Source organism: Rhodococcus sp. JG-3, from assembly GCF_000482405.1.
Lineage (GTDB): Bacteria > Actinomycetota > Actinomycetes > Mycobacteriales > Mycobacteriaceae > Rhodococcoides > Rhodococcoides fascians.
In genome coordinates, this window is the sequence record NZ_KI519398.1 from 905,910 (window position 1) to 929,876 (window position 23,967).

Here is a 23,967-nt window from a genome sequence, read left to right on the forward strand (position 1 = left end):
GAATTACGCGTCGATGATGAAGGCTTCGAGTTGTTCGCGAGCGACGTCGTCGGCCAGCTGCTTCGGCGGGCTTTTCATCAGGTATGCGGAAGCCGGGATGACCGGTCCACCGATGCCGCGGTCCTTGGCGATTTTCGCGGCGCGGACTGCGTCGATGATGACGCCGGCAGAGTTGGGCGAGTCCCAGACCTCGAGCTTGTATTCGAGGCTCAGGGGAACGTCACCGAAGGCGCGGCCTTCGAGGCGGACGTAGGCCCACTTGCGGTCGTCGAGCCAGCCGACGTGGTCGGACGGTCCGATGTGGACGTCCTTGGCGTTGAATTCCTTCTGCAGGTTCGACGTGACGGCCTGGGTCTTGGAGATCTTCTTCGACTCGAGGCGGGTGCGCTCGAGCATGTTGAGGAAGTCCATGTTGCCGCCGACGTTGAGCTGCATGGTGCGGTCGAGCTGCACGCCGCGGTCTTCGAACAGCTTCGCCATGACGCGGTGGGTGATGGTGGCACCGACCTGGCTCTTGATGTCGTCGCCGACGATGGGGACGCCAGCGTCCTCGAACTTCTTGGCCCAGACGGGATCGGAGGCGATGAAGACGGGGAGGGCGTTGACGAAGGCGACGCCTGCGTCGATGGCGGCCTGTGCGTAGAACTTGTCGGCTTCTTCGGATCCGACGGGGAGGTAGGACACGAGGACGTCGACCTTGGCGTCACGCAGTGCCTGTGCGACGTCGACTGCTTCGCCGTCGGCCTCGGTGATGGTCTCGCGGTAGTACTTTCCGAGGCCGTCGAGGGTCGGTCCGCGCAGGACGTGGACGTCCTTCGGGGGCACGTCGGCGATCTTGATGGTGTTGTTCTCGCTGGAGAAGATGGCCTCGGAGAGGTCGAAGCCGACCTTCTTGGCGTCGACGTCGAACGCGGCGACGAACTCGACGTCGCGGACGTGGTACTTGCCGAACATGACGTGCATCAGGCCGGGAACGGTGGCGTTCTCGTCTGCGTCCTTGTAGTACTCGACACCCTGGACCAGGGATGAGGCGCAGTTGCCCACACCCACAATGGCCACGCGGATTGCGTTGTTGTTCTCACCCATGGTCGGGTTCTCCTTCTGTCTTGACTGTCCTGTTTGGTGCTGTGTGGGACGGTGCTGGGTTGGGGGCGGCTTGCTCGGCTGCGATGACTTCGTTGAGCCAGCGCACCTCGCGTTCGCTCGATTCGAGACCGAGCTGGTGGAGTTGCCGGGTGTAGCGGTCGAGTGTTCCGTTCGCCTTGGCCACAGCGTCGCGGAGGCCTTCTCGGCGCTCCTCGACCTGGCGTCGTCTGCCTTCGAGAATGCGGACCCGAGCTTCTGCCGGGGTTCGACTGAAGAAGGCCAGATGTACGCCGAATCCGTCGTCGGTGTAGTTCTGCGGTCCGGTGTCGGCCACCAGTTCGGCAAATCGTTCCCTGCCGAGGGGGGTGAGCACGTACACCCGTTTTGCTCGTCTTTTCACGAGCAGTTCGGGACCGGCGTCCTCGGCGATGAGCCCGTCGGTTTGTAGTCGACGGAGCGCCGGGTACAGCGATCCGTACGAAAACGCACGAAATGCTCCGAGCAGGCCGGTCAGCCGCTTGCGAAGCTCGTAACCGTGCATGGGTGATTCGAGAAGCAGTCCGAGAATTGCGAGCTCGAGCATGCAACTCCCCCTTCTCGAATCCAACGATCACATCCTGGCGATGCGATGAGCCACACTATCGGAGAATGTATCGCGCCGATACATGAAGTGACAAACCAATGGCCGGTTACATCGCGCGAACCGGCATTCGCGGACGTGTTTTTCGGGGTCCTTCACGGGTATCGACACAGGACGGCACTACATCGAAGGAGCGCATCATGCACGAATACGATCAACCGCCCCCACTGTCGAACGGCGAGTCCGAGCGCGGTTCCCACGTGGCGGACCTGTCGACGGTGCAGCTGATCGAGCGACTGACGACCCAGGTCTCGACGCTCGTCCGGACCGAGATCGACGCCGGACTCGCCGAAGTCAAGAGCAAGGGAAGCCGCCTCGGGGTAGGCGTCGGAATCTCCGGCGCGGGTGCGCTGCTGCTGTTCCTCGGGCTCGCCACCTTGATCGCTACCGCAGTGCTCGGACTGGCGACAGTGTTGTCCGCATGGCTCGCAGCGCTGATCGTCGCGATCGTGGTGCTGGCGATCGGGGGCATTCTGGCCGCAGTCGGCGCGTCACGGGCCAAGAAGGCCTTGCCGCCGATTCCCGCGGACACCGCAGCACGTATCGGCGACAACATCACCGCAGTGAAGGAGGGAATCCGATGACCGACACACCGGCGCACAGTGTTCCCGGCAACTCCGATCAGCCGCCCAGCATCGAGGAACAGCGTTCCGAACTGGCCGACACCGTCGCCGCTCTCGCGGCCAAAGCCGACATCCCCACTCGAGTGGGCAGCGAGGCCTCTCGACAGGCGACACGTGCCTCCGATGCGGTGCGCAGTAGGCCCGGCACTGCCGCAGGGGCCGTGGGCTTCGTGGTGACCGCAGTGTTGGTGACGGTTCTTCTTCGTCGCCGACGTACGAGAAAGGTGTTTCGATGAGTGCAGTATCGAAGGCGTTCTACAGACCGATGTCGTTGGCGACGAGTGTGCTCGGCGGGCTGGCGGCAGGCGCGGTGTTCAAGCAGGTGTGGAAGCACGTCGGCGACGACGACGCGGCGGCCCCCGACCCGAAGGATCTGAATCGCTCCGTCCGAGAGGTGCTGATCGCGGCAGCCGTCCACGGTGCGGTGTTCGGCGTCGTCAAGGCCGCAGTCGACCGGGTAGGGGCAACCGGTTACCGCGCCATCACGCACGAGAGCCCGAAGTAGCCGACACGCAACATGATTCGCGGCGTCTATCGGCTTACCGAGACGATGTTGCCCGCGAAGTCCGCTTCGACGCGGCCACCCTGATCGTCGTAGTTCTTTGCCGTGATCGAGATGCGCTGCTCACCGCGGGAGTCGGTGATCATGACGTATTCGACGGCGGCGTCCGGGACCCCGACGGCGTCGGGAGTTCCCGCCACGAGGCCTGCCAGAACCGCGGAATCGATTGTGGCCCAGTCGAAGAGCGCCTCCAGTTCCTCGGGCGGCTCGGTCTCGTGATACACCTCGAACCCTCCGGAGACGAACACGCGCTCTCGTCGGCCCTCTGCCGTCGGGCGATAGACGTCGGCACGGTTGCCGTCCATCTGAATGAACACCTCGAGAACCTGCGAACTCCCGAAGCGTTCCACGTAGCGTTCTCGGAAATCGTCGAGTCCGGCTGCCGTGTCGAAAACGAACGGGCGGGCGACTATCGGGGTGACATCGACCGGCAGGTCCATTGGCACGGTGGGGGTCACGCTGCGCGTCGTCGTGGACGCGACGACGGCAGCAGTCGGAACCGGTTCTTCGCCGGTCCTGGTCGACAGAAACACCACCAGCCCTACAGTCACGATGACGACCGAGCCGAGTGCCAGCAGTAGCCGGTTCTTCGGTTCGGATGTTCGCGGCGGTGGTTCCGGAAGGTCGATGTCGAGTTGTAGGTCGGAGACCAGGCGTCGCAGATCGCGCAGGGTGATGGCCACCCGCGCACGTTCGCTGCGTAGGCGGTGCTCGTCGAAGGTGAGCTGGCCGTCGGCGTATGCGGAATCCAGAACGGTGGCGGTCAGCGCGCGGTCGATGTCACGGGCGCGAAAATCGGGTCGTTGAGCCACCTGCGGGCTTCCTTTCCGGACACATCAGCCGAACGAAAACGGCGTGACACGCAGGAAGTTGCCTGCGGGATCGAATAGGAGAGTTCCGCTTTCCTGGTCGGTGTTGTCGGCGGAGACGGAAATTTGCGGGCCGTTGTCGCTGCCGTGGAAGCTCACGTTGTAGCTGTCGATGCGACTCATGTTCAAGCTCTCGCGGGCACCGGCGATGATCCCCGCTGCCTTCGTCAGATCGACCGTCGCCAGGTCGATCTGAGGTTCGTCGAAGTCGCGGGTGCTCGAGAAATTGTCGTCGTAGTCGTCGATCACGCCGTCGCGATAGGTGTAGCTGACCTGCTTCTGTGGCACCCCGGGTGCGGGTGCCGAAATGGCGGCGTAGTCGTCGTACAGCCCGAGTCTGTCGACCACCGACGTGCCGATCTTCTGTTGCAGTGCATCGACGATATCTACGACGACTGCAGGATTCTTGTACCCGGCCGACCCGAGACCCGATTCGGGGTCATCGGTGTTCGAGCACGCGCGAATGCCGAAGGTGAGCGCCACGAGGGCGGCAACGGCAGGGACCGCGACGGCCATGAAGCCCAGGCGTGAGCCCTTTGCCGTCGTGATCGGATGCGCGAACTCGATCGGGTCGGCCATCGGCGGCAGATCGGTGTCGTTCTGAAGGTCCTCGATGAGGGCGTGCAGATCGGCGATCGTGTCGGCTTCCTTCGCCAGATCGATCCTTGCGGCGTGCTCGAAATCGGACAGCTGGCCATCGGCGAGTGCTTCGTCCAACGTGGCGCAAGTATCGGTGCGATCCACATCACGCGCTCGCGTACTGGGTGACAGTCGCGTCGGCACAGGTGGAGCATAGTTTCTCGGCCCAGGAATGGGGGTCGATCGTCGTCCAGGCGGGGATCGCAGGTCTCCATCGACACTGCCGCACGTACTCTGGTTCTCGTGCGACTTCAGCGACAGGTGGTGGACTACGCCCTTCAGCGTCGGTCGCTGCTGGCCGAGGTCTACTCCGGTAGGACGGGCGTGGCAGCGGTCTGCGATGCAGATCCCTATCTTCTACGTGCCGCCAAGTTCCACGGCCGCGGCAGCGACGTAGTGTGCCCGATCTGCCGGAAGGAGCAGCTCACGCTCGTGTCGTGGGTGTTCGGCGAGAAGCTCGGACCCCTGTCCGGCTCCGCGAGAACGGCCGACGAACTCGGCCGGCTGGCTGCCACCCAAGAGGAATTTTCGGTCCATGTGGTCGAGGTCTGCCGCTCGTGCAGCTGGAATCACCTCGTCCAGTCCTACGTCCTCGGGGCCGTGCCCGCACCCAAGCAACCCCGTCGCCCACGATCGGGATCCCGTCAACCGAACCGTCGAACTGCGAGTGAATGACACAATCGCTTCGCTGAACCCAGCCACCGAGAATTCGACGCGGCCGCCGAGATTACTGGAGATTCGTACGTGAGTTCCCCCTACGACAACAACCCGGGTAACAACGAACCTGGCCGTAGCGACTCCGGACGGCGCCCCGACGTGCCCGGACCACCGCGCGGCAGCCGCCATTCCGATCCGCCCGGACGTCGTCCGGTACCCCCACCGGGCCAACGTCCGGTGCCTCCTCCGGGCCAACGTCCGCTACCGCCTCCCGGGCAGCGTCCGATGCCACCGCAGGGTCGACCGCCGATGCCTCCTCCGGGTCAGCGTCCGGTACCGCCTCCGGGTCAGCGCCCCGGGCCCCCTCCTGGGCAGCGTCCGATGCCACCGCAGGGTCGACCGCCGATGCCTCCCGCCGGCCAACGCCCGGGTCCGCCTCCGGGCCAGCGTCCGATGCCACCGCAGGGTCGACCGCCCGGTGACGGTCGCTACGCCGCGGCAGGTGTCACCCGATCGGGATCCGTCCCGCCGCCACACGAACCGAACGATCCATCAGCTAGCTCCTCGGGCAACGAACCGCCCGAGCCCCCCGAAAGAGGTTCCGCCGCGAAAACGAAGAAGAAGTCCAAGTGGCGGGTTGTTCGACGCACCATTTACGCGTTGATCGCCTTGGGCCTGATAGTGCCGATTCTGCTGTTCATGGTGGCGTACACGCTGGTGGACGTCCCGCGGCCCGGTGACCTCAGGACCAATCAGGTTGCGACGATCTTCGCCTCCGACGGGTCGAGCGTGCTCGGCAAGGTGGTGCCACCCGAGGGCAACCGAACCGATGTCACGATCGACCAGATTCCGGAGCACGTGCGTAACGCCGTGCTCTCGGCGGAGGATCGCGACTTCTATTCCAATCCCGGGTTCTCGGTGACCGGCTTCGGCCGTGCCCTGCGCGACAACGTTCTCGGACGTGACAGCGCGGGCGGCGGTTCCACGATCACCCAGCAGTACGTCAAGAATGCGGTGGTCGGCTCCGAGCGGACGTTGACGCGCAAGATGCGGGAGCTGGTCATCTCGTCGAAGATGGCTCGCCAATGGTCCAAGGACGACATTCTCGCGGCGTATCTGAACACCATCTATTTCGGTCGTGGCGCTTATGGCATCGCTGCCGCGTCGACGGCGTACTTCGGCAAATCCGTCGATCAGCTCTCGGTCGAGGAAGGCGCAGTACTGGCTGCGACCATCCAGCAGCCTTCCGGACTCGATCCGGAAGTCAACCCCACCGGTGCTCAGTCGCGGTGGAACTACGTGCTCGACGGCATGGTCTCGCAGGGCCAGCTCGATCCGACTCAGCGTGCGGCGATGCAGTATCCGCAGTGGGTCCCGATTTCTCAGGTCGATTCGGGTGATGCCGCCGACGCAGGTCCCAACGGTCTGATCAAGGCGCAGGTTTTGCGTGAATTGTCGGCTGTCGGGGTCAGTGATCAGGATCTGAACACCGAGGGTCTGCAGATCACGACGACGATCGATCCGAGGGCGCAGGCCGCCGCGGTCGAGGCCGTGGACAACAACCTGCAGGGTGAGCCGTCGGAGCTGCGCACGGCGTCGGTGTCTATCGATCCGCGCAGTGGCGCGGTCCGCTCGTACTACGGCGGCGCGGACGGGCGCGGTTTCGACTTCGCGCAGTCCGGGTTGCAGACCGGATCGTCGTTCAAGGTGTTCGGCCTCGCCGCTGCCTTGGACCAGGGAATTCCGCTGTCGAAGATGTACGACAGTTCCTCGCTCGACGTCAACGGCATCCAGATCAGCAACGTCGAGGGCGAATCCTGTGGCACGTGCACCATCGCCGAAGCCCTCAAGCGGTCGCTGAACACGAGCTTCTACCGCATGATGCTCGGCATGGACAACGGCCCGCAGGCGATCGCGGACATGGCACACAAGCTCGGTATCCCGCAGGAGATCGAGGGCGTCGGCCCCACGCTGACCGAGCCCGACAACGCGGGCCCGAACTACGGAATCGTGCTCGGCCAGTACCAGTCGCGGGTGATCGATATGGCCTCGGCCTACGCCACACTGGCAGCCTCCGGCGTCTACCACACCCCGCACTTCGTGCAGAAGGTCGTCACGGCCGACGGCACGGTGTTGCTCGATCGTGCACCCGAGGCCGGTCAGCAGGTCGTCTCGGCGGCGGTGGCCGACAACGTGACGTCGGCGATGCGTCCGATCGCCGGGTACTCCAACGGTCACAACCTCGCGGGTGGTCGTCAATCGGCGGCGAAGACCGGTACCGCGCAGCTCGGTGATACCGGGCAGAACAAGGACGCCTGGATGGTCGGGTACACCCCGTCACTGTCGACGGCGGTGTGGGTCGGTACCGAGCAGGGCTTGCCGCTCGAGAACAGTTACGGCGGTCCGATCTACGGATCGGGCATACCGTCGGACATCTGGAAGGCGACGATGGACGGCACGCTCGAGGGCACCTCGAACGAGACGTTCCCGACGCCCGAGGCCATCGCCGGTCAGGCAGGTGTCCCGCAGTACTCGGCACCGGCCGCACCGGTCACGACGGTGGCTCCGTCCGCGCCGCCGCCCGTGACTCTGCCGATCCCGACGGAGATTTCGCCGCCGGTGGTCATCACGCCGCGTCAGGTCGAGATTCTGCCGGGCGTCACCATTCCGCTGCCGGGTCTGGCCCCGGCTCAGCCCGCACAGCCACCGGCAGCACCCGAGCCGGCAGCCCCCGAACCGGCGACTCCCGGCCAGTAGCACCGAACGGTGACGACCGAACCCGAGCGCAAGGGCAGAGCCCTTGCCAGTCCTGGTCGCCTGGACACGGCGACTGCAGCGGACCGTGACGCACCCAGCCGTACCGATCCGATGACCGAGGAACTGTCCTCGGTCATCGGCGGGCCGGTGGGCGCGCACGCTCTGGTCGGTCGGCAACGGTGGTTCACTGCGCTGCGGGTCATCCTGTTGCTCGCTGTGGTCTTTCTCTGCTTCGGTTGGTTCGCCAAGGCGGCGTGCATTCAACAGGCACCGGTGGGTCCGAACGGTGAACTCGGTCTCGACTGGAGCGGCAGTCGCCAGTACGTGGCGATGTGCTATTCGGACACCGTGCCGCTCTACGGTGCCGAGCGGCTCGACCAAGGCGCGTTTCCGTACAAGAAGTCCTGGGAAGAAACGAAGGCCGACGGGTCGAGTCAGATCCGGTACATGGAGTACCCGGTCATTGCCGGCCTGTACCAGTACGGCTCGATGGTCGTCGGAAAGGCATGGAACTCACTGAGTTTCCTGCCGCAAGCCCTGCCTGTGGTCGTCTACTTCAACGTCGTCGCTCTGGGATTGGCCGTCGCGTGGCTGGTCACCGTGTGGGCGACGGCGATCTCGGCGGGACGACGCATCTGGGACGCTGCCCTGGTGGCTGCCTCACCGCTGGTGATCGTGCATGGATTCACCAACTTCGACGCTCTCGCAACGGCATTCGCGCTCACCGGTCTGCTGGCCTGGGCCAAGAAGCGGCCCGTACTGGCCGGTGTACTGCTGGGCCTCGGCGGTGCCACCAAGCTCTATCCTCTGTTGTTCCTCGGACCGCTGCTGGTGTTGTGCTGGCGGGCCGGCCGCATGCGCGAGTGGGGGCTGACCGCAGTGGCTGCCCTCGGGGCCTGGCTTGCGGTCAATCTTCCACTGGCCCTGCTGTATTCGACGGGGTGGTACGAGTTCTTCCGGCTCAACTCCGAGCGCGGAGCCGACCCCGATTCGCTGTACAACGTCGTCACTTCCTTCACCGGATGGACGGGCTTCGACGGCCCCCTCTATCCGGGGGACAAGCCGATGGTTCTCAACGCAGTCACGCTGCTGCTCTTCGCCGTCGTGTGTGCGCTGATCGCCTACATCGGTACGACGGCTCCGACCCGGCCGAGGCTGGCCCAGTTGGTGTTTCTGGTGGTGGCCGGGTTCCTGCTGACCAACAAGGTGTGGAGTCCCCAGTACTCGCTGTGGCTGGTCCCTCTCGCGGTGCTGGCTCTACCGCATCGTCGAATCCTGTTGGCGTGGATGGCAATCGACGCGTTCGTCTGGTTCCCCCGGATGTACTACTACCTGGGCGTGGACAACAAGGGTCTGCCCGAACAGTGGTTCACCGCCACCGTGGTCGTGCGCGATATCGCAGTGATCGGCTTGTGCGCGTTGATCGTTCGGCAGATCTACCGGCCGTCGGAGGATCTCATTCGAAACGGCAGCGCCGTCGACCCGCTCGGTGGCGTACTCGACGGCGCTGCAGATCGAACCGGTCGGCGTGCGGTCACATATAGCGGCCGAGCTGCTTGACGGCTTCACCGGCGTGCTTGGCCTGGATGCCGTCGCCGATGGCCTGTAGCTTCCATTCACTGCCCTGGCGGTAGACCTTTGCCATCACCAATCCCGTGAACGGCATGCCGCCCTGCAGGGTGAAGCGGGCGAGTTCGGTGTTGGTGGTGTTGTCGACCAGCCGGCAGAACGCATTGGCAACCTGCTCGAACGTCTGGCCGCGGTACGAGGTGACCGTGAAGACGATGCCGGTGACGTGCTGGGGTACCCGCGTCAGATCGACGACGATGACCTCGTCGTCGCCCTCGCCCTCGCCGGTCAGGTTGTCTCCCTTGTGCGTGATCGACCCGTCCTTGGCGTTGAGCTGGCCGTAGTACACGACATCGTTGACGTTGCGATCTGCCAGCATGATTGCCGACGCGTCCAGGTCGATGTTCGCCGCACGGCCTCCGCCGCCGAACAGTCCACCCTTCTTCGGGGTCGTCACCGGGTCCCAGCCGAGGCCCATGCGAATCACCGTCAGGGCCACGCCGCCGTCCTTGCGGAGAGTGACCTTCTGGCCCTTGGACAGACTGACGGGCTTGGACTTGGTGAGGCTGACCTCCGGAGCCTCGGAGCGAACCGGGGCGGGAGGGGCTGCGGGAGGCGCGGCCGGGGCGGGTGGCGTCGGCGGTGCAGGGGGCGGGGTGGGTGCCGGAGCCGGCGCGTCGTCCACGGAGACACCGTGATCGGTCACCAACGCAGCGAAACCGCCCGCGTATCCCTGCCCCACGGCGCGCACTTTCCAGCTCCCCTGGCGGCGGTAGATCTCCAGCGCGATGACGATGGATTCGGAGCTGAGACCGTCGATCGTGTACTCGTACAACACATTTCCCGCTGTGTCACTGACTCGCGCGACCGGGGGTGCCGATCGGCCGAAGTTGCTCGATGCGTCGTCGAGGGTGATGACCGCACGGATCTGCTCGATGTCGGACGGAACTGCGCCGAGCGAGACGGCGAGCCGCGCCGGCCCGCCCTGCCCTGGTTCGAGGCGAACACCGGGACCGGTCGGCTGATTGAAGAACACGAAATCGGCGTCCGTGCGCACCTTTCCGGCGTCGGTGACCAGAAGTGCAGACAGATCGGCCGGCACTGCCAGGGCGATGGACACGACGACGTCGCCGACGGTGAGGGGGCCGTTCTGACCCTTGGACAACGGTTGACCGGCCGGAGCAGACAATGTGGTGGACTCTCTCTCAAAGTGCTGGTTACCGTCATCCAATGTACTTGGTCGATTTGTCTTAACTGGTGTGGCTGCGACGGCGTATAGGTCAGATCTGGCGAAGGGTGAACAGGTCGCCAGGGGTGCAGCCGAGCACCCGGCACACGGCGGTCAAGGTGGAGAATCGGATGGCCTTGGCGCGGTCGTTCTTGAGTACCGACAGATTCACGACGCTGACCCCCGCCAGACGCGACAGTTCGGCGAGCGTCATGCCGCGGGCTTCGAGGATCTCGCCGAGATGACACACGACGAGATGGTCGACGAACTCCTCGGCCATCAGACCAGACCATCGGCATCACGAGCGAGCTTGGTGCCCTGGGCGATGGTGGCGTAGACGAATTGCAGGAATGTGGACACGAAGATTGCGATCCAGAGACCGGTGGCCGGTCGAGCGGTGTCCACGGTCCCGCTCAGCTCGAGCGCACCGACGACGCTGTTGGTGCCCAGCATGTTCATGAACCCAGTGATGATGGGGTAGGCGAGAATGCACGCGCCGATCACTACGACGTCGGTGCGTGCGGCGTTGGTGAAGGGATTCCCGGCGATGACGCGATCGCAGAAGCGGTAGAAGAACAGCAGGCCCACCAGGATGATCACCAGTCCGACGGCGAGGGATCCGTAGCGCATCACGTCGATGAAGCCCAGCAGTCGTACGATTTCGGCTTTCGGGACGCTCAGCTCGACCGAGTTCCCCGGTTGCAACTGGCCTCCGAACAACTCGACGGGTGGGGTGTTCCACTCGGGTTCGACCGTGGCAAGGACGTAGTCCGAGGAGTGGTATTTCCACATTTTCCAGCCGGTCCAGCCCACGGCCAGTGCTCCGTAGAACACCATCGCCCACTTGTTGGTCCTCATGGAACCCAGTCCGTATGCCATCCCGCCCGCCTCCATATCGATAGTCGATAACAACGAATATCGATAACCTATCGAAAATCGATACGGTGTCAAGGGGTGGGCTGTGTCATCGGCGTAAGGCCGACTCCAACTGTCGCCCAATCTCGGCAACCAATCGGGTGGAATCGGCGGGCACGACGTCGATCGACGCGTGGGAACGAACGAGGTAGCGGCCGTCCCCGTCGAAGTCCATCCAGAAGAACGAGACGGCGTCGGTATCGCGGCGGTGGTCGTAGGTGGCACCGCGCGCGACGATCACCTCGCCGACTGCCGATCGCGGTCGGGCGAAGAACGCCTCGAACTTCTCGTCCGCAGTCGCGTTTCGAGTGGCCGTGGACAGGATTGCTCCGTTCGATGTGGTTGCAGTGCAGGGATGTTCGAGGGTGGCGGCCGCACGGCGTCCGGCCTGCACGGTCGGCACGGACTCGGCGATCCGTACGGGGGCAGATGCCGGGGTCACCGCGTCGATCGTGACCGAACAGTCCGGCCCAGGTTGTTGGGTGAGGACAACCGCGAGATCGTGGGTCACCGCTGCATGAACGCGCACCGGGCTTTGCCCGAGAGCGTGTGTGTCGCTTCGGCATTCGATGCGCACAGCGGGGTCGACCACCACTCCGATGGCTGCCTCGAGCCGCTCGTCCACCAGCGCGTCGATCCTCGCCGACGCTTCGCGCCGCAGCCGTCGGAGCTGATCCTCGGTATCGACGTCGACGGTGACGGCCAGAGGGTAGGGCAACCGATCCCGTCCGAAACGACTGCAGAGCATCGCGAAATCCATGCCGCGCACGGTCCACTGCGTCACCGTCAGCCGCCGAGCACTGGGGGTGCGACGAGTGGCAGGTCGCCGATCAGTTCGCTGCCGTTGCCCACGTCGATCAAATAGCCGGGGGTGGTGTGTTCTCCGTCGTTGTCGCCGGTGCCACGACCTCCCGCCGCGCCCATACCGCCCACTCCGGGCATACCGTGAGCCCCTGCTCGACCGGCCGCCGCCGCACCCGGGCCGCCGCTGGAACCGCCGGAACCGATCGGAGACCCGAGAACAGAGCCGCCGTAACCTGCACCGGAGCCCACACCGCCACCGGATCCGTTGTAGCCCGAGCCGCCGTAGTTGGAGCCGCTGTAGCCCGAGCCGCCGTAGCCGGAGCCCGGGGAGCCTGTCCCCGAGGATCCGCCGCCTCCCACGTTGCTTCCGAGTCCCCCGGGAGCATTTCCGGGGCCACCGGCTGCGGCGGCCCGGGTTTCCCCGGACCGATCTGCAGGCGGCAGCGGTCCGGATGGACTCGAACCCGGTTGCCCGGGGCCCGATTGTCCAGGCGTCGCGGTGCCGGCATCGGTCTGCTGCGCAGCCGACTGCGCTGCGGGATCGACGGCTCCTGCCGAGCCTGCGCCCCCACCGGACGTCGCACCGCCGCTCCCACTGGCGGCCGGGAAACTGCCCGGCGGGAAACCGCCTGCCCAGCCGCCGGTGGAACCACCGCCTCCGCCGTCGACGGGATTGTGCGCCGTCGGCAGCACCGGAACGTTGGTGTCAGACAGCACCACGCCCGGTACGTACACCGATCGCATGATGCGACGCGCTTCGTTCTGCTGCTCCTCCTGCACTGCCGTCGCCGTTTTGGTAGCGAACGGAACGGGGAGCAGGGAACCGATCAGGGTGCTGGCCTCGGAGGCGACCACCGGCGGCATTCTCGACTTGGTCTGCTCGAATCCCGCGTGTGCTTCGAGCAGCTTGTTCCCGATCAGGCTCATCGACGTGGCCAGCGCGGACGCCGACGAGACGTAATCGCCTACGCCGCCGCGCACGGCGTCGGACATCGGCCCGGACCAGCCCGACGCCATGGCCGCCTCGATTCCCGTTCGGAAGCCGTCGGAGCCAGAGCCGGCGGCGGCCGAGAGGTCGTTCCAGTTCTGGGACGAGGTCGCAATGGGACCGATGGCCAACGACCCGACCATGCCCGCGATGTCCTCGTGTGACATCACCTCGAACGGTTCGGTGATCGTCACTTCGTTGGGTTCGTAGTCACCGCGGTAGTCGAATGCCCCGTTCGCTTTCTCGAACGCCTCCCCGAGCATGGTGCCGACGAGCTCGGGCCCCACCGGGGTCACGAATATGTTGGTGACTATCCCGTCGATCGTCGCTTCGAGTTCCTCGTACGGATTCGCCATGCCCACCCCTTGCCACGCGCCTGTCCCCCCGACGAACTGTTAGACGCGGTGCGCAGTGGTTCGGTTCCGCAGCCACTCGAGAATTTCCTCGCTGGCCCGTACGCCGGAGGAATCGGTGACGGTCAACCCGGGGCGGGTGAACCCCAGCAGTTCGAGCTCGCCGTGCCGCGGCCGAACTGCCTCGTCGGCGGCCATGAGCATCTCGGCGTCGAGTGCGCCGTCACCGGCCGCGAACACGCCGGCCTCGGGGTCCAGAGCGCCGTCGTGGATCAGCCTGGATCGGACCTCGGCGACCGCGGAGCTCTTGCACACCGCGTTGGGCATCGTGTAAATCTTGCGGCCTTGCTGGGACACGTTCCAGTCGCGTGCCGCGCACCACTGCGACCAGTCCGAGACGAAGTCCGGCGGGACGGCGGTGACGTCGACGACGAGGTAGCAGAACAGGCCGTCGGCCTCGCGGTATTTGAGCACCCAGTCTTCGGAGACCCTCGATCTCAACTCTGCGCCGATGCCGGCCAGGTCCAGATCGAAGCCCTTGCGCCAGGCCGTATCCGGCTCACCGTCGACGAGAATGTTGCCACCGTTGCTGGTGATGGCGTACCGCCACGGGGCACCCGGCAAGTCGATGCGCTGGAACTGTTCGATGGTCCGCGTCGTCGTCGGAACCACGGGGACGCTCTCGCTCAACCCGCGGAGCAGCGACATCGACCGAGTGCTCATGTACGACAACGGTTTGCCCTCGTACACCTCCACGCACTCGAACGTCTCGTCCAGGGGCACACCGAGCGCGCCTTCGGAGAAGATCATCGTGCGATCGAGGTCGACGGCGACGAGGGCGCTCACGAGGCATCCTCGGTGGAGACGTTCTTGATCAGACCCATGCACGAGTAGGCGAGGTCGGGTACCACGTCGACCGGTACTCCCCTGGCTTCGGCGAGCATCCGAATATGTTGGTGCTCCGGAGCATTCGCGTCGCGCACCAACACGCGCCACGGTACTCGGCGTAGCAGCACCCGCGTGGTCTCGCCGACACCGGGCTTGACGAAGTTGACGTGCGAGATGCCGTACTCCTGGCGGACCTTCTCCACCGATGCCCATCCCGACCAGGTGGGAGTCCTGTCGGACGCGAGCACCGACGACACCGTCTCCGCGACCTCGTCACGCACGTCGTCGAATCGAGCCGTCACCGCGTCGAGTAGATGCCGCGACACGTCGTCGGGTGCGAGATCTGCGTAGTACTTCGCGCCGTGGAAATCACCCGGCCGGATGAGGCTGTCGTTGAGTACAGTTCGCGAAACGAGGCCCGAGACGGTCGAATTCAGGCAGGCCGAGGCGATGAGGAAGTCGTCTCGGGTCCCGTAGGTGCGAGCGCAGTGTCCGGGATCGGCGAGCACGGCCAGATCGTCGTCGAAGTCCGCCCCAGGGAAGTCGCGTAGTGCCGCTGTGAGTTCGCGTGCGATGGCACCTTTGCCGGTCCAGCCGTCCACGAACACCACCGAGCGTGAATCGTGGTGCTCGGCGAGGTAGCGCAAAGCGACGCTGTCGATACCCCGATCACGCACGATCGAGACGGCGTAATGCGGTAGTTCGATGCCGTGGGCGGCGAAAGCCCAGCGCCGCATCAGAATTCCCACCGGAGTACCGGCCCGGGCCAGTGACGCGAGCACGATGTCGTGTCCGCGCTCGGCGAGCACCACCTCGGTGACGGTTCCGACGGCGACCGCGAGCCGCGCCGCACTCTCGTGCAGTACCTTCTCGAACAGTTCGCGATACGCAAGATCGGGTTGGTATTCCACCGGCAGCGATTCGGCATAGTGCGCCGTGCCGGCCTGAATCGCCCTCTCGCGCTCCGCCGTTGCCGCTTCCAGCGAGATCCCCGACAGGTCTTTGAGTAGCCAGGTCACCTCGTCCGGCGCGTACGAGCCGAACTCGGGCCCACGCAGCGGACGGGCGCGTCTGGCGATCTCGAGCGCCTGCGGATCGGCACCGGTCACGACCACGACCAGCACGTCGGTGCCCGCCGCCGCGAGTGTCTCTGCCGCGGCGGTGAGTGCGTCGGTATCCGCGGGGGTATCGGCGACGAACACCAGGGTCGAGCCGGCCGGCGCGTCGGCGTTGTAGAGGTAGCGCAGAGAGGATTCGTCCTCGGGCGCTACGAATTCGAAGCCCCGGCGCAGTGGGTAGCCCGCCACGTCGAGTACGTAGGCGGGCGAGCGGGTGGTCGTCTGGAACAGTGCGCTGTGTCCGCGTTGTTGCAGCGCTGCCGCCAGGCGTAACGGCAGGTACATCAGCTCCTCGTGGCCGACGACCACGACGGCACCCGAGTCGGGGAGCGACGCGTCGACGGTGGCCGCGACTGCTTCGATCGCGTCGTCGAACCCGGCTGCATCAGACCTGAGGAAGCCGTGGCGGCCGCCCTCGGGTAGAGCTGCGGGCCAGTGCGCGTCGATGCGGTGTACCGAACCAGGTTGTACAGCAATCGGATTGAACGTCGGATCGGGAAGGTCCAGTACCGTCTCCACGAGCCCGGGTGCCAGCTCGACCGATCCCTGAGCGAGGCTGACGTTGTCGATCACGACGCCCAGTTCGGCGGCCGTTGCTGCGGTCGCGTCGAGATGCTCGGCGGTACGCATGTCCACCAGGGATGCGATGACGTAGTGGGAACGCGCAGCCGTGGAATGGATCTGGCGGAGCGCATCGAGTGCGGTGGCTCCGGTCGAGATCTCGTCGTCGACGAGAACGAGGGGTAGTTCGCCGCCGAGCAGGTCCGCCGAGGTCGGCATCAGCAGATGGTCGGTGGCGTGCGAGTGCCCTTCCTCGAACTCTCCGTGCACCGTCATGCCCGGGACCGTGCGGCGGGTCGAGTGCACATAGCAGCGCGCATCGAGGGCGGTTGCCACCGTGTGACCCAATCCCGTTGCCGTCTCGGCGAATCCAAGAACATCGACGTCGGAGCCGCCGACCGCCGCAGCGACCAGGCCGGCCAATTCATCGCCGGCACCGATGACGACGTCCGGATCCACGGGTATGTGTTTGCCGAGCACAGTGGACACCAACAGATGTGCCCGTCGGGGATTGCGGCGTAGGCCGGGACGCACCAGTTGTCGTGCCGTCCACGACGACGAGGAGCCGGTGTCGGTCAGGGCGATGCCGTCGGCCGGGTTGTCGGTCATCGCTGAGCCAGCGCCGTCAGTAGGTCCACGAACGTGATCCCTTCGTTGGTGACCCCGAATGCCCGGGCGCGAACCATCGTCTGTTTCGCCCAATTGCGATGTGGTCCCAGCTCGTTCATCTTGTTCCGGTAGCCGGAGGCCTGCGCGCCGCCCTGATCGGAGGCCAGAATATCGAGGGCGTCGTGGTATTCCTCGTGCGTCACTGCGGACAATGCGTGCACGGCAGGAACGTGGGATGGATGGATGACCGTCTTGCCCTGGATACCGTTGGCGCGGTCGAGGGCGACCTCGCGCAGCAGTGCGTCCAAGTCGCTGCTGACCAGTTGCTGCCGGAAGCGCACGGCCTCCTGGTCGACGAACGGCGTCTGGCGCAGCAGTGGCCGGAACATGCGTTCGTGGTCTGCGAAGTACTCCCACACCGGCCCGGTGATGACGAATCCCGATCCGTCGTTGCGGCCCAGGTGATTGACGATCGCGCTGATGACGTCGGCCACGACGCGGACGTCGTAGATCGTCAGGTCACGGTCGCGGCGAATGCCGAAGGTGCCGCACATGTCGGTGGCTCCGATGCGGACGGCCAGCACGATGTCTCGGTATTTTCCCAGTAGTTCCCGGATGGCGACAAGTTCGGTGTCGCGTGTTTCGCGGTGGACCACCTCGGCCGACTCGAGAACCGGCATCGCCAACAGGCGGGTGTCGTGCGCGGTGGATGCGGCGAGAATCTCGTCGAGGTACTCGGCTCCGGTTGCCGAGGTGAACTTCGGTACGACGAATCCGGCAAGTCCTGCGGCCCCGGGAGCCAGACCGGCGCAGACCGTCCGGATCTGTTGGGCAGTGCGGGCTCGGACGAACACCAGGGCATTCGAACCCGAGAGTTCGTTCAGAGTTCGGATGGTGTTCTCCACCGCGTACTGCAGATCATGGTCTGCGACTGCATCTTCGAGATCGATCACGATCGATCGAACGCCCTCGTCGGTGCGCTTGCGCACCGTCGCGGTCAGGTCCGCACGGGTCGCGGGAATGTACAGCGTTGCACCGAGTGCTGTTGCTAGGACATTGTTTCCGTCGCTGACCGCGATGTCCTCCGGTTGCAGGAAGAACATGCGTTCGCGGGTGTCGGCGTCGAGATGGCGAAAGTGTTGCACCATGATCCTTCGTGTGAATGCGGTCGGTGCTAGCTGCGCATGCGTTCGATCACGCCTGCGATGAAGTCCGAAATGGTAGCCAGATCCTGCAGATATGACCAGTAGTCGGGATGGGTACCCGTCAGTGCGTTGCTCGCCCTGTCGATCCGGGCGAGCTGAGCATCCAGCACCGAGCCCCATTCGGCAACCAGACCACGATTGATCGCGAGTTGTTGAGCGTCACGAAGTTTGAACCGGACCTTGTTCTCGGTCTCGCTCGGATCGGCTTTGACTGCGCGCAGCAGGCGAACACGATCGGTGACGGCATCGACCAGGTGCTCGGCATCGGTCAGGTGCGACCGGGCCTGGGCGACGAGATCCAAGGCCTGCTCGGGGTTGCCCGTGTCGAGCGCCGAACGGGCCGCTCGTAGATCCTCGTCGGCCTGCTCGATGTGGCGCACACTCGATCGTTCGTTGTGCGACAGATCTGCCGAACTCTTGGCATTGAATTCGCGGAGCAAACTCGAGAAGGCCGGCGCGATCCCCTCGGATCTCGTTCGTACGGCTTCGATTCGGGTCCGCACCGAGACCAGTGCGGTCCGGGCCTCCTGCTGGCGTCCGGGAGCCGAGCGAACCGCCTCGCGCAACGCAGAGGACCTGTCCCGGACGACGGCGGCCTGCTCTCGCGCACGCAGCGGATCCCGTCGAAGATCGTTCAATTGTGTTGTGGCGAAGTCCAGTTCGTTCCAGGCCTGCCGCAGTGATGGATAGGTGGCGTACTGCTCGTCGACGGTGGACCGCGCAGCGTCCGCCTCGGCCAGCGCGTCCTGCACCAGGCGCGGGGTGGCCGCGAACTGTGCCGAGGCGTGCTCGAGAGTCCCGCGATGAGCCTCGTAGAAACGGTCGACGGCGACACTGGCGTCGTGGAGCAGTCGCGTCGCGTTGTCGAATGCCGACCTCGCGGCGGCAGTGGTGATTCCGTCGAACTGTTCGACGGCAGCGAGATACGCCGCTCCCGCGTCGAAACACAGCTTCTCGGTATCGAACCATCGGCGGGCGAGTCCGTCCTCCGGACGCAGCGCGGTGGATGCCTCGACGCCGGCGGATGCGATGGACTGTCGCTTGTCCATGTCGAGAAAGGCGGCGACAGCGGCGTCCTGGGAACGACGCGCGGCGGCGTCCGATTCGGAACCTCGGCGAAACACCCCAGGCCAGCGACTTGTCACCTGTTCGATACTACCGACGGGAACCTCCGCATCACCGCGCTCGTTGGTCGAGTACGTCCAGAAACCGGACATTCCCACTACGGTTGTACCCGTAACGGGAAACCAATTGCGAAAGGACCTCTCAATGGGCGTCAGCCTCAGCAAGGGTGGCAATGTCTCGCTCACCAAGGCAGCACCGAACCTGACCGCGGTCGTGGTCGGCCTCGGTTGGGACATCCGCACGACGACGGGCACCGACTTCGACCTCGATGCCAGCGCCATCGCATTGAACTCGACGAAGAAGGCCCTGAGCGACGGGCACTTCGTGTTCTTCAACAACTTGAAGTCTCCCGACGGCTCCATCGAGCACACCGGGGACAACACGACCGGTGAAGGCGACGGAGACGACGAGCAGATCAAGGTCGATCTCGCCGCTGTGCCGCCGGAGATCGAGACCATCACGTTCCCCGTGTCGATCTACGATGCGGACGCTCGCTCGCAGTCGTTCGGTCAGGTGCGCAACGCGTTCATTCGCGTCATCAACCAGGCCGACAACTCCGAGCTCGCTCGCTACGACCTCAGCGAGGATGCCTCGACCGAAACCGCCATGGTCTTCGGCGAGCTGTACCGCAACGGCGCGGAGTGGAAGTTCCGCGCAGTCGGCCAGGGCTACGCATCCGGGCTCGCAGGCATCGCCCGGGACTTCGGAGTAAACGTCTAGTAAAGTCACTCCTAAGATTGGGGATACCCCCGCCTCGTCATTCATGATGGGCGGGGGTTTTTCCGTTTCGTCCCCCAACTTGGTCGCGCCTGCGGGCTCTGCTCCTAGCCAGAAAGGCCACTGACGTGGTTATGAGAATCTTCGGCTGGTCGATTGCGGTCACCATCGTGTCCGTCATCGTGGCCTTCTTGTACGGCGGACTCGAGGCGATGATTCTCGTCCTCATCCTCGGCGTGCTCGAAGTGTCCCTGTCCTTCGACAACGCCGTCATCAACGCCACCGTGTTGCGACGGATGAGTGAGTTCTGGCAGAAGATCTTCCTCACCATCGGCATCGTCATCGCCGTGTTCGGCATGCGGTTGCTGTTCCCGCTGGTCATCGTCTGGGCTGCGTCGGGCCTCGGTCCGGTCGCCGCCATCGACCTGGCGCTCAACCCGCCCGCCGACGGTGCCGCGACCTTCCCTGACGGTTCGCCGAGCTACGAAACGCTCCTCACCGACGCACATCCGCAGATCGCAGCCTTCGGCGGCATGTTCCTGCTGATGCTCTTCCTCGGCTTCATCTTCGAGGACCGCGAGATCACGTGGCTGAGCTGGCTGGAGAAGCCTCTCGCCCGGATCGGTCGCCTCGATCAGCTCTCCGTTGTCGTCGCGGGCCTGCTGCTCGTGCTCAGCGCCGAATTCCTCGCCGACGACGACAAGATTTCCACCGTCATGGTCTCCGGCGTGCTCGGCATGATCACGTACATTGCCGTCAACGGTCTCGGCGAACTGTTCCACATCGAGGAAGAGGGCGAAGAGTCCTCCGGCGGCCCGAGCGAACTGGCGAAGGCGACCGGCAAGGCCGGTTTCTTCCTGTTCCTCTACCTCGAGGTCCTCGACGCGTCGTTCTCGTTCGACGGTGTCATCGGAGCCTTCGCCATCACCGCGGACCCGATCATCATCGCGCTCGGCCTCGGCTTCATCGGTGCCATGTTCGTTCGCTCGATCACGGTGTTCCTCGTTCGCAAGGGAACGTTGTCGGACTACGTCTACCTCGAGCACGGCGCGCACTGGGCAATCGGTGCCTTGGCCATCATCCTGCTCGTGTCGATCGGCGTGCACATCAACGAACTGATCACCGGCTTCGTCGGAATCCTCTTCATCGGTGCCGCACTGATCAGCAGCATCCGACGCAACAAGCGTCTCGAGAGCGAAGGCGTGGACACCGAAGTCCACGTCTGACCTTCGCTTCGAACCGCAACAGCTCGAAGACTTACAGCTCCGAGATGTCGACGAGTCCGTCCTGCAGGGCCCGGGCCACCAGGGCGGCCTTGGTCGGGGCGGACCGTCCGACAGAGGTGTATTTCGCGCGGATGCGCGTCAAGTGGGTGTTGACGGTTCCCAGCGACAGGAACAGTGCCTTCGCGACCTCGGTCTTGGAGTCGAGGCGAATCCAGCAGAGCAGTACCTCGATCTCACGGTCGGTCAGGCCGGGCCGCGTGGGGAACTTGTCTCTCTGCTCAGCGGGCGGCACCAGGCTGATCAGTCCGCGAGCGAGCGGTGCGGCAGAGATGGAGTCGCTGTGTTCCGAGGGCATGGGATCGAGCAGTGCGGACATCAGTTCTCCCAAGGGCCGAGGCAGGTTGAGACGGTCTAAACCTGAGTCGACTCATTCTCACAGGTCGATCACAGACTCGCTGCCCTGATTTCTATGGGCATTTGAACCGTCAACTCCGAGGATGCGTCATGAATCGCGTTCCAACCGGTCATCAGTCCTGCGAGGGGAGCTCGGGCATCGGGAGCCAGCCGTCTTCGACCGCGCGTTTGTACAGGTCGGTTTTGGTCGGTGCCGGACGCCCCGCCTCGGCGTATTTGTTGCGGATGCGCACGAGGTAGTCGTTCACGGTCTGTTCCGACAGTCCGGCCAGGCGGGCGACGCGTCCTGCCTTCTCGCCCGACGCGTAGAGGGCGAGCACCTCGCGTTGACGTGGGCTCAGACCGACGTCGGGCAGTTGTGGATCGCCGTCGATCGCCGCGGCCCAGTCCGTGGTGACCACCTGCCCGCCGCTCGCGGCTCGCCGGATCGCGGACACGATGGCCGATGCGGGCGCGGACTTGCGCACCACGCCGAGCACTCCCGCGCGTGCCGCGGACCGAACCAGGAATGCGTTCTCGGCACCGGTGTACACCAGCACTCGTGATCCTGCGGCGTGCAACTGTTCCACGTTCGAGCGCGGAGACGATCCGTCGCCGAGGCGCAGATCGAGTACCACCAGGTCGAGCTGCTCTCGGTGGGCGAGCAATTCGTCCACGGTGGAGGCCATGATCACGAGATCGAGATCGGGTTCGTCCGCCAGCATGGCCTTGAGGCCGAGCGCGACGGATTCGTGGTCCTCGATCAAACCGATGCGACGTACCGCGGCAGTGCCGTCCTCGGTACTTCCCTGAGATTGCGACACCTGTGCCATGTCCCCGCCCCGCTCTGCGCGCTATTTCCCCAGCGCCCTGTTTCCCGAAGCTCTAGTGCCTCGGTGATGCCGTCACAGATGTCGTCGACGAACGAGGCGACGTTACCGACTCCGAGTCGGTTTCGCCCGGTTGGGCAAACCGCAGGCGAGCGCGGGCGAACATCACGAACAGCACCACCAGCAGCAGTGCTCGCCCCCACACTCCGACGAGGACGAAGAATTCCTCGTCGTTGGCGTCGACGCCGGAGGCCAGTGCAGCGAAGTACTTGAACACGCCGATCCCCATCGACAGATCGACCATCAAGTACGCGGCGACGATCCCCCAGGGGATCCGAAGCAACACGAGGAAGGGAAGCAGCCACAGCGTGTACTGGGGTGAGTGCACCTTGTGCAGCAGCATGAAGCCGCACAGCATCGACCCGCTCACTGCGACCCAGGGATACGTGCCGATCACGTTCGCGCGCCGGAAGCCGAGCCACAGCGCGAGCGCGAACGCGACGAACACCAGGAGCGGCGAAGCCACGTCGACGACTTTCTGGAACGACGCTTCGGCGTCGTTGTACGCGTCGGGCGTCATGCGGTCGTTGACGTAGAGGTGACGCAGCCCCCAGTACCAGATGGAGTTGGTCGTCAGGTCCGCCTGGCGCAGCGACTGGAAGGTGAACGACGCGCGCCAGCCCTCGTAACCGATGACGGCGAACGGCAGGTTGACAGCGACGACGGTGGCGATCGCGGCTCCGGCGACCTGCAGGCCGCCGCGTATGTCGTAGCGGCCACGGACGGTCTCCGGTTTTTCTCGACCGTTCGTTCCGCCGGTGACGACATAGGCAATGAGAGGGAGCACGAACGCGCCTGGATAGATCTTGAGGCAGAATCCGATCGCCAGCAGTACCGAAGCCACAATTGCCTTGCGTCGCAATGCAATCGGCAATGTCATGACGAAGATCGCGCCTACCGCAGAGGCGACGACCGGTAGCTCCCAGTTGTGGAAGGCATACATCACCAGGGGTGGGGAGATGGACCACAGCAGCGCCGGCCATCCGGCCATCCGCCCGAGCATCCAGGCGGTGAGAAGCCCGAACGGCGCAAGGATCAGTGCCGAGGTCAACAGGAACTGCGCGTCGGTGTGGGCCGGGATCGCGCCGAGCCACATCAGCAGACCGCTCAGAACCGGATACTCCACCGTCCCTCCGGTGAGGATTCCGTCGCTCGTGATGGCCCCGTGGATGTAGGGAAATATGTGATTGTCGATATCGCGACCGAGCCACAGGAACTGGATGTCGGAGTAGCAGACGGACGAGTCCTTGATGACGTCGAACACCGTGCTGCGTCCGGACTCGTCGAACGGTGCGACGGCGCAGCGGGCCTTGTTCAGATATCCCAGAATCAACCCGATTGCTGCCATCGCGACGACCACGACAACCGTCGTCGGACTGGCGCGGACCCCGGATCGCATGGTGCAAGAGTATGACGAGCGAATGCCCGACTGTGCGCCCAGAGGGAATTAGCAGGTCAGGGCCCTGTCGTGTATCTTCGAGGGGTTGCTGACGCAACGACCCTCCTGCCACGGATAGTCCGTGGCCGTTTTCACTAGTCCACAGG

General features: G+C 64.9%; 23 protein-coding genes and 1 pseudogene. 8 read left to right on the plus strand and 16 right to left on the minus strand.

Going from position 1 to position 23,967, the window contains the following annotated elements; all coding sequences use genetic code 11:
* Positions 1–3: 3 nt before the first annotated feature.
* Together K414_RS0105625 and K414_RS0105630 are read right to left on the minus strand one after the other, a co-directional pair.
* The gene (locus K414_RS0105625; RefSeq protein WP_027495057.1) at positions 4–1,086 is read right to left on the minus strand and encodes an inositol-3-phosphate synthase; all 1,083 of its coding nucleotides are present in this window, start codon (positions 1,084–1,086) and stop codon (positions 4–6) included.
* Positions 1,079–1,669: a PadR family transcriptional regulator gene (locus K414_RS0105630; protein ID WP_027495058.1), complete on the minus strand. Its 591-nt coding sequence runs from the start codon at positions 1,667–1,669 to the stop codon at positions 1,079–1,081. The genes K414_RS0105625 and K414_RS0105630 overlap by 8 nt, the downstream gene beginning before the upstream one ends.
* 197 nt (positions 1,670–1,866) lie before the next feature.
* On the opposite strand from K414_RS0105630, the gene K414_RS0105635 reads away from it, so the two are divergent.
* Genes K414_RS0105635 through K414_RS0105645 form a run of 3 tightly spaced genes read left to right on the plus strand, consistent with a single transcriptional unit; the run spans position 1,867 to position 2,854 of the window.
* On the plus strand, positions 1,867–2,310 hold the full coding sequence (locus K414_RS0105635; protein WP_237606139.1) for a phage holin family protein: 444 nt from the start codon (positions 1,867–1,869) through the stop codon (positions 2,308–2,310).
* Entirely contained in the window at positions 2,307–2,585 is a 279-nt protein-coding gene (locus tag K414_RS0105640; RefSeq protein ID WP_027495060.1) for a DUF3618 domain-containing protein, read from the plus strand. The genes K414_RS0105635 and K414_RS0105640 overlap by 4 nt, the downstream gene beginning before the upstream one ends.
* Positions 2,582–2,854, plus strand: a complete 273-nt coding sequence (locus tag K414_RS0105645; RefSeq protein ID WP_027495061.1) for a DUF4235 domain-containing protein — start codon at positions 2,582–2,584, stop codon at positions 2,852–2,854. The genes K414_RS0105640 and K414_RS0105645 overlap by 4 nt, the downstream gene beginning before the upstream one ends.
* A 26-nt stretch (positions 2,855–2,880) precedes the next feature.
* On the opposite strand, the gene K414_RS0105650 is transcribed toward K414_RS0105645, so the two are convergent.
* Together K414_RS0105650 and K414_RS0105655 are read right to left on the minus strand one after the other, a co-directional pair.
* Positions 2,881–3,723 (minus strand): DUF1707 domain-containing protein, encoded by an 843-nt coding sequence (locus tag K414_RS0105650; RefSeq protein ID WP_027495062.1) that lies wholly within the window; start codon positions 3,721–3,723, stop codon positions 2,881–2,883.
* Positions 3,724–3,747: 24 nt separating this feature from the next.
* Positions 3,748–4,563, minus strand: a complete 816-nt coding sequence (locus K414_RS0105655; RefSeq protein ID WP_237606140.1) for a DUF1707 domain-containing protein — start codon at positions 4,561–4,563, stop codon at positions 3,748–3,750.
* Between the two features lie 99 nt (positions 4,564–4,662).
* Between K414_RS0105655 and K414_RS0105660 the strand changes: the two genes are divergently transcribed.
* From K414_RS0105660 to K414_RS0105670, 3 genes are all read left to right on the plus strand, one after another.
* Entirely contained in the window at positions 4,663–5,094 is a 432-nt protein-coding gene (locus K414_RS0105660; protein ID WP_027495064.1) for a DUF5318 domain-containing protein, read from the plus strand.
* A 435-nt stretch (positions 5,095–5,529) separates the two neighbouring features.
* A complete protein-coding gene (locus tag K414_RS0105665) occupies positions 5,530–7,833 on the plus strand; it encodes a transglycosylase domain-containing protein (protein WP_230074926.1) in 2,304 nt (767 codons plus the stop codon).
* 111 nt (positions 7,834–7,944) lie between these two features.
* Complete coding sequence (locus K414_RS0105670; RefSeq protein WP_048319254.1) at positions 7,945–9,393, plus strand: glycosyltransferase 87 family protein; 1,449 nt, start codon at positions 7,945–7,947, stop codon at positions 9,391–9,393.
* Here the strand turns inward: K414_RS0105670 and K414_RS0105675 are convergent.
* From K414_RS0105675 to K414_RS0105715, 9 genes are all read right to left on the minus strand, one after another.
* Positions 9,368–10,591, minus strand: coding sequence for a TerD family protein (locus tag K414_RS0105675; RefSeq protein ID WP_237606141.1), 1,224 nt, complete (start codon positions 10,589–10,591; stop codon positions 9,368–9,370). The two genes, K414_RS0105670 and K414_RS0105675, sit on opposite strands and share 26 nt — an antisense overlap.
* Before the next feature lie 91 nt (positions 10,592–10,682).
* Positions 10,683–10,910, minus strand: a complete 228-nt coding sequence (locus K414_RS0105680; protein ID WP_027495068.1) for a helix-turn-helix transcriptional regulator — start codon at positions 10,908–10,910, stop codon at positions 10,683–10,685.
* On the minus strand, positions 10,910–11,488 hold the full coding sequence (locus K414_RS0105685; protein WP_237606142.1) for a hypothetical protein: 579 nt from the start codon (positions 11,486–11,488) through the stop codon (positions 10,910–10,912). The genes K414_RS0105680 and K414_RS0105685 overlap by 1 nt, the downstream gene beginning before the upstream one ends.
* A 106-nt stretch (positions 11,489–11,594) precedes the next feature.
* Positions 11,595–12,329 carry an ESX secretion-associated protein EspG gene (locus tag K414_RS0105690; protein WP_027495070.1) on the minus strand — a complete coding sequence of 245 codons (735 nt, stop codon included), beginning with the start codon at positions 12,327–12,329 and terminating at the stop codon, positions 11,595–11,597.
* Positions 12,330–12,331: 2 nt separating this feature from the next.
* Complete coding sequence (locus K414_RS28130; protein ID WP_051364953.1) at positions 12,332–13,693, minus strand: PPE domain-containing protein; 1,362 nt, start codon at positions 13,691–13,693, stop codon at positions 12,332–12,334.
* Between the two features lie 39 nt (positions 13,694–13,732).
* The gene (locus K414_RS0105700) at positions 13,733–14,536 is read right to left on the minus strand and encodes a hypothetical protein (protein WP_027495071.1); all 804 of its coding nucleotides are present in this window, start codon (positions 14,534–14,536) and stop codon (positions 13,733–13,735) included.
* Positions 14,533–16,866: a phosphoribosyltransferase gene (locus K414_RS26130; protein ID WP_081701540.1), complete on the minus strand. Its 2,334-nt coding sequence runs from the start codon at positions 16,864–16,866 to the stop codon at positions 14,533–14,535. The genes K414_RS0105700 and K414_RS26130 overlap by 4 nt, the downstream gene beginning before the upstream one ends.
* Complete coding sequence (locus tag K414_RS0105710; RefSeq protein WP_202595048.1) at positions 16,863–18,014, minus strand: HpcH/HpaI aldolase/citrate lyase family protein; 1,152 nt, start codon at positions 18,012–18,014, stop codon at positions 16,863–16,865. Before K414_RS0105710 ends, K414_RS26130 begins: the two co-directional genes overlap by 4 nt.
* A gap of 26 nt (positions 18,015–18,040) precedes the next feature.
* Positions 18,041–19,120: a hypothetical protein gene (locus K414_RS0105715; RefSeq protein WP_027495073.1), complete on the minus strand. Its 1,080-nt coding sequence runs from the start codon at positions 19,118–19,120 to the stop codon at positions 18,041–18,043.
* A 220-nt stretch (positions 19,121–19,340) separates the two neighbouring features.
* Between K414_RS0105715 and K414_RS0105720 the strand changes: the two genes are divergently transcribed.
* Positions 19,341–19,916 (plus strand): TerD family protein, encoded by a 576-nt coding sequence (locus K414_RS0105720; protein WP_027495074.1) that lies wholly within the window; start codon positions 19,341–19,343, stop codon positions 19,914–19,916.
* A 125-nt stretch (positions 19,917–20,041) separates the two neighbouring features.
* Positions 20,042–21,139, plus strand: coding sequence for a DUF475 domain-containing protein (locus K414_RS0105725; protein ID WP_027495075.1), 1,098 nt, complete (start codon positions 20,042–20,044; stop codon positions 21,137–21,139).
* Between the two features lie 31 nt (positions 21,140–21,170).
* On the opposite strand, the pseudogene K414_RS0105730 reads toward K414_RS0105725, so the two are convergent.
* The 3 genes and pseudogenes from K414_RS0105730 to K414_RS0105740 all read right to left on the minus strand — a co-directional run.
* Positions 21,171–21,401, minus strand: a pseudogene (locus K414_RS0105730) (helix-turn-helix transcriptional regulator); the annotation flags it as partial.
* 265 nt (positions 21,402–21,666) lie between these two features.
* Entirely contained in the window at positions 21,667–22,365 is a 699-nt protein-coding gene (locus K414_RS0105735) for a response regulator transcription factor (protein ID WP_048318943.1), read from the minus strand.
* A 52-nt stretch (positions 22,366–22,417) separates the two neighbouring features.
* Entirely contained in the window at positions 22,418–23,821 is a 1,404-nt protein-coding gene (locus K414_RS0105740; RefSeq protein ID WP_027495078.1) for a DUF2029 domain-containing protein, read from the minus strand.
* Positions 23,822–23,967 lie beyond the last annotated feature (146 nt).

Excerpts from the sequence above, each read along its gene's own strand:
- K414_RS0105625 (WP_027495057.1), bottom strand. The coding sequence starts at position 1,086 with ATGGGTGAGAACAACAACGCAATCCGCGTGGCCATTGTGGGTGTGGGC.
- K414_RS0105630 (WP_027495058.1), bottom strand. The coding sequence starts at position 1,669 with ATGCTCGAGCTCGCAATTCTCGGACTGCTTCTCGAATCACCCATGCAC.
- K414_RS0105635 (WP_237606139.1), top strand. The coding sequence starts at position 1,867 with ATGCACGAATACGATCAACCGCCCCCACTGTCGAACGGCGAGTCCGAG.
- K414_RS0105640 (WP_027495060.1), top strand. The coding sequence starts at position 2,307 with ATGACCGACACACCGGCGCACAGTGTTCCCGGCAACTCCGATCAGCCG.
- K414_RS0105645 (WP_027495061.1), top strand. The coding sequence starts at position 2,582 with ATGAGTGCAGTATCGAAGGCGTTCTACAGACCGATGTCGTTGGCGACG.
- K414_RS0105665 (WP_230074926.1), top strand. The coding sequence starts at position 5,530 with ATGCCACCGCAGGGTCGACCGCCCGGTGACGGTCGCTACGCCGCGGCA.
- K414_RS0105670 (WP_048319254.1), top strand. The coding sequence starts at position 7,945 with ATGACCGAGGAACTGTCCTCGGTCATCGGCGGGCCGGTGGGCGCGCAC.
- K414_RS0105680 (WP_027495068.1), bottom strand. The coding sequence starts at position 10,910 with ATGGCCGAGGAGTTCGTCGACCATCTCGTCGTGTGTCATCTCGGCGAG.
- K414_RS0105685 (WP_237606142.1), bottom strand. The coding sequence starts at position 11,488 with ATGAGGACCAACAAGTGGGCGATGGTGTTCTACGGAGCACTGGCCGTG.
- K414_RS28130 (WP_051364953.1), bottom strand. The coding sequence starts at position 13,693 with ATGGCGAATCCGTACGAGGAACTCGAAGCGACGATCGACGGGATAGTC.
- K414_RS26130 (WP_081701540.1), bottom strand. The coding sequence starts at position 16,866 with ATGACCGACAACCCGGCCGACGGCATCGCCCTGACCGACACCGGCTCC.
- K414_RS0105710 (WP_202595048.1), bottom strand. The coding sequence starts at position 18,014 with ATGGTGCAACACTTTCGCCATCTCGACGCCGACACCCGCGAACGCATG.
- K414_RS0105715 (WP_027495073.1), bottom strand. The coding sequence starts at position 19,120 with ATGGACAAGCGACAGTCCATCGCATCCGCCGGCGTCGAGGCATCCACC.
- K414_RS0105720 (WP_027495074.1), top strand. The coding sequence starts at position 19,341 with ATGGGCGTCAGCCTCAGCAAGGGTGGCAATGTCTCGCTCACCAAGGCA.
- K414_RS0105735 (WP_048318943.1), bottom strand. The coding sequence starts at position 22,365 with ATGGCACAGGTGTCGCAATCTCAGGGAAGTACCGAGGACGGCACTGCC.
- K414_RS0105740 (WP_027495078.1), bottom strand. The coding sequence starts at position 23,821 with ATGCGATCCGGGGTCCGCGCCAGTCCGACGACGGTTGTCGTGGTCGTC.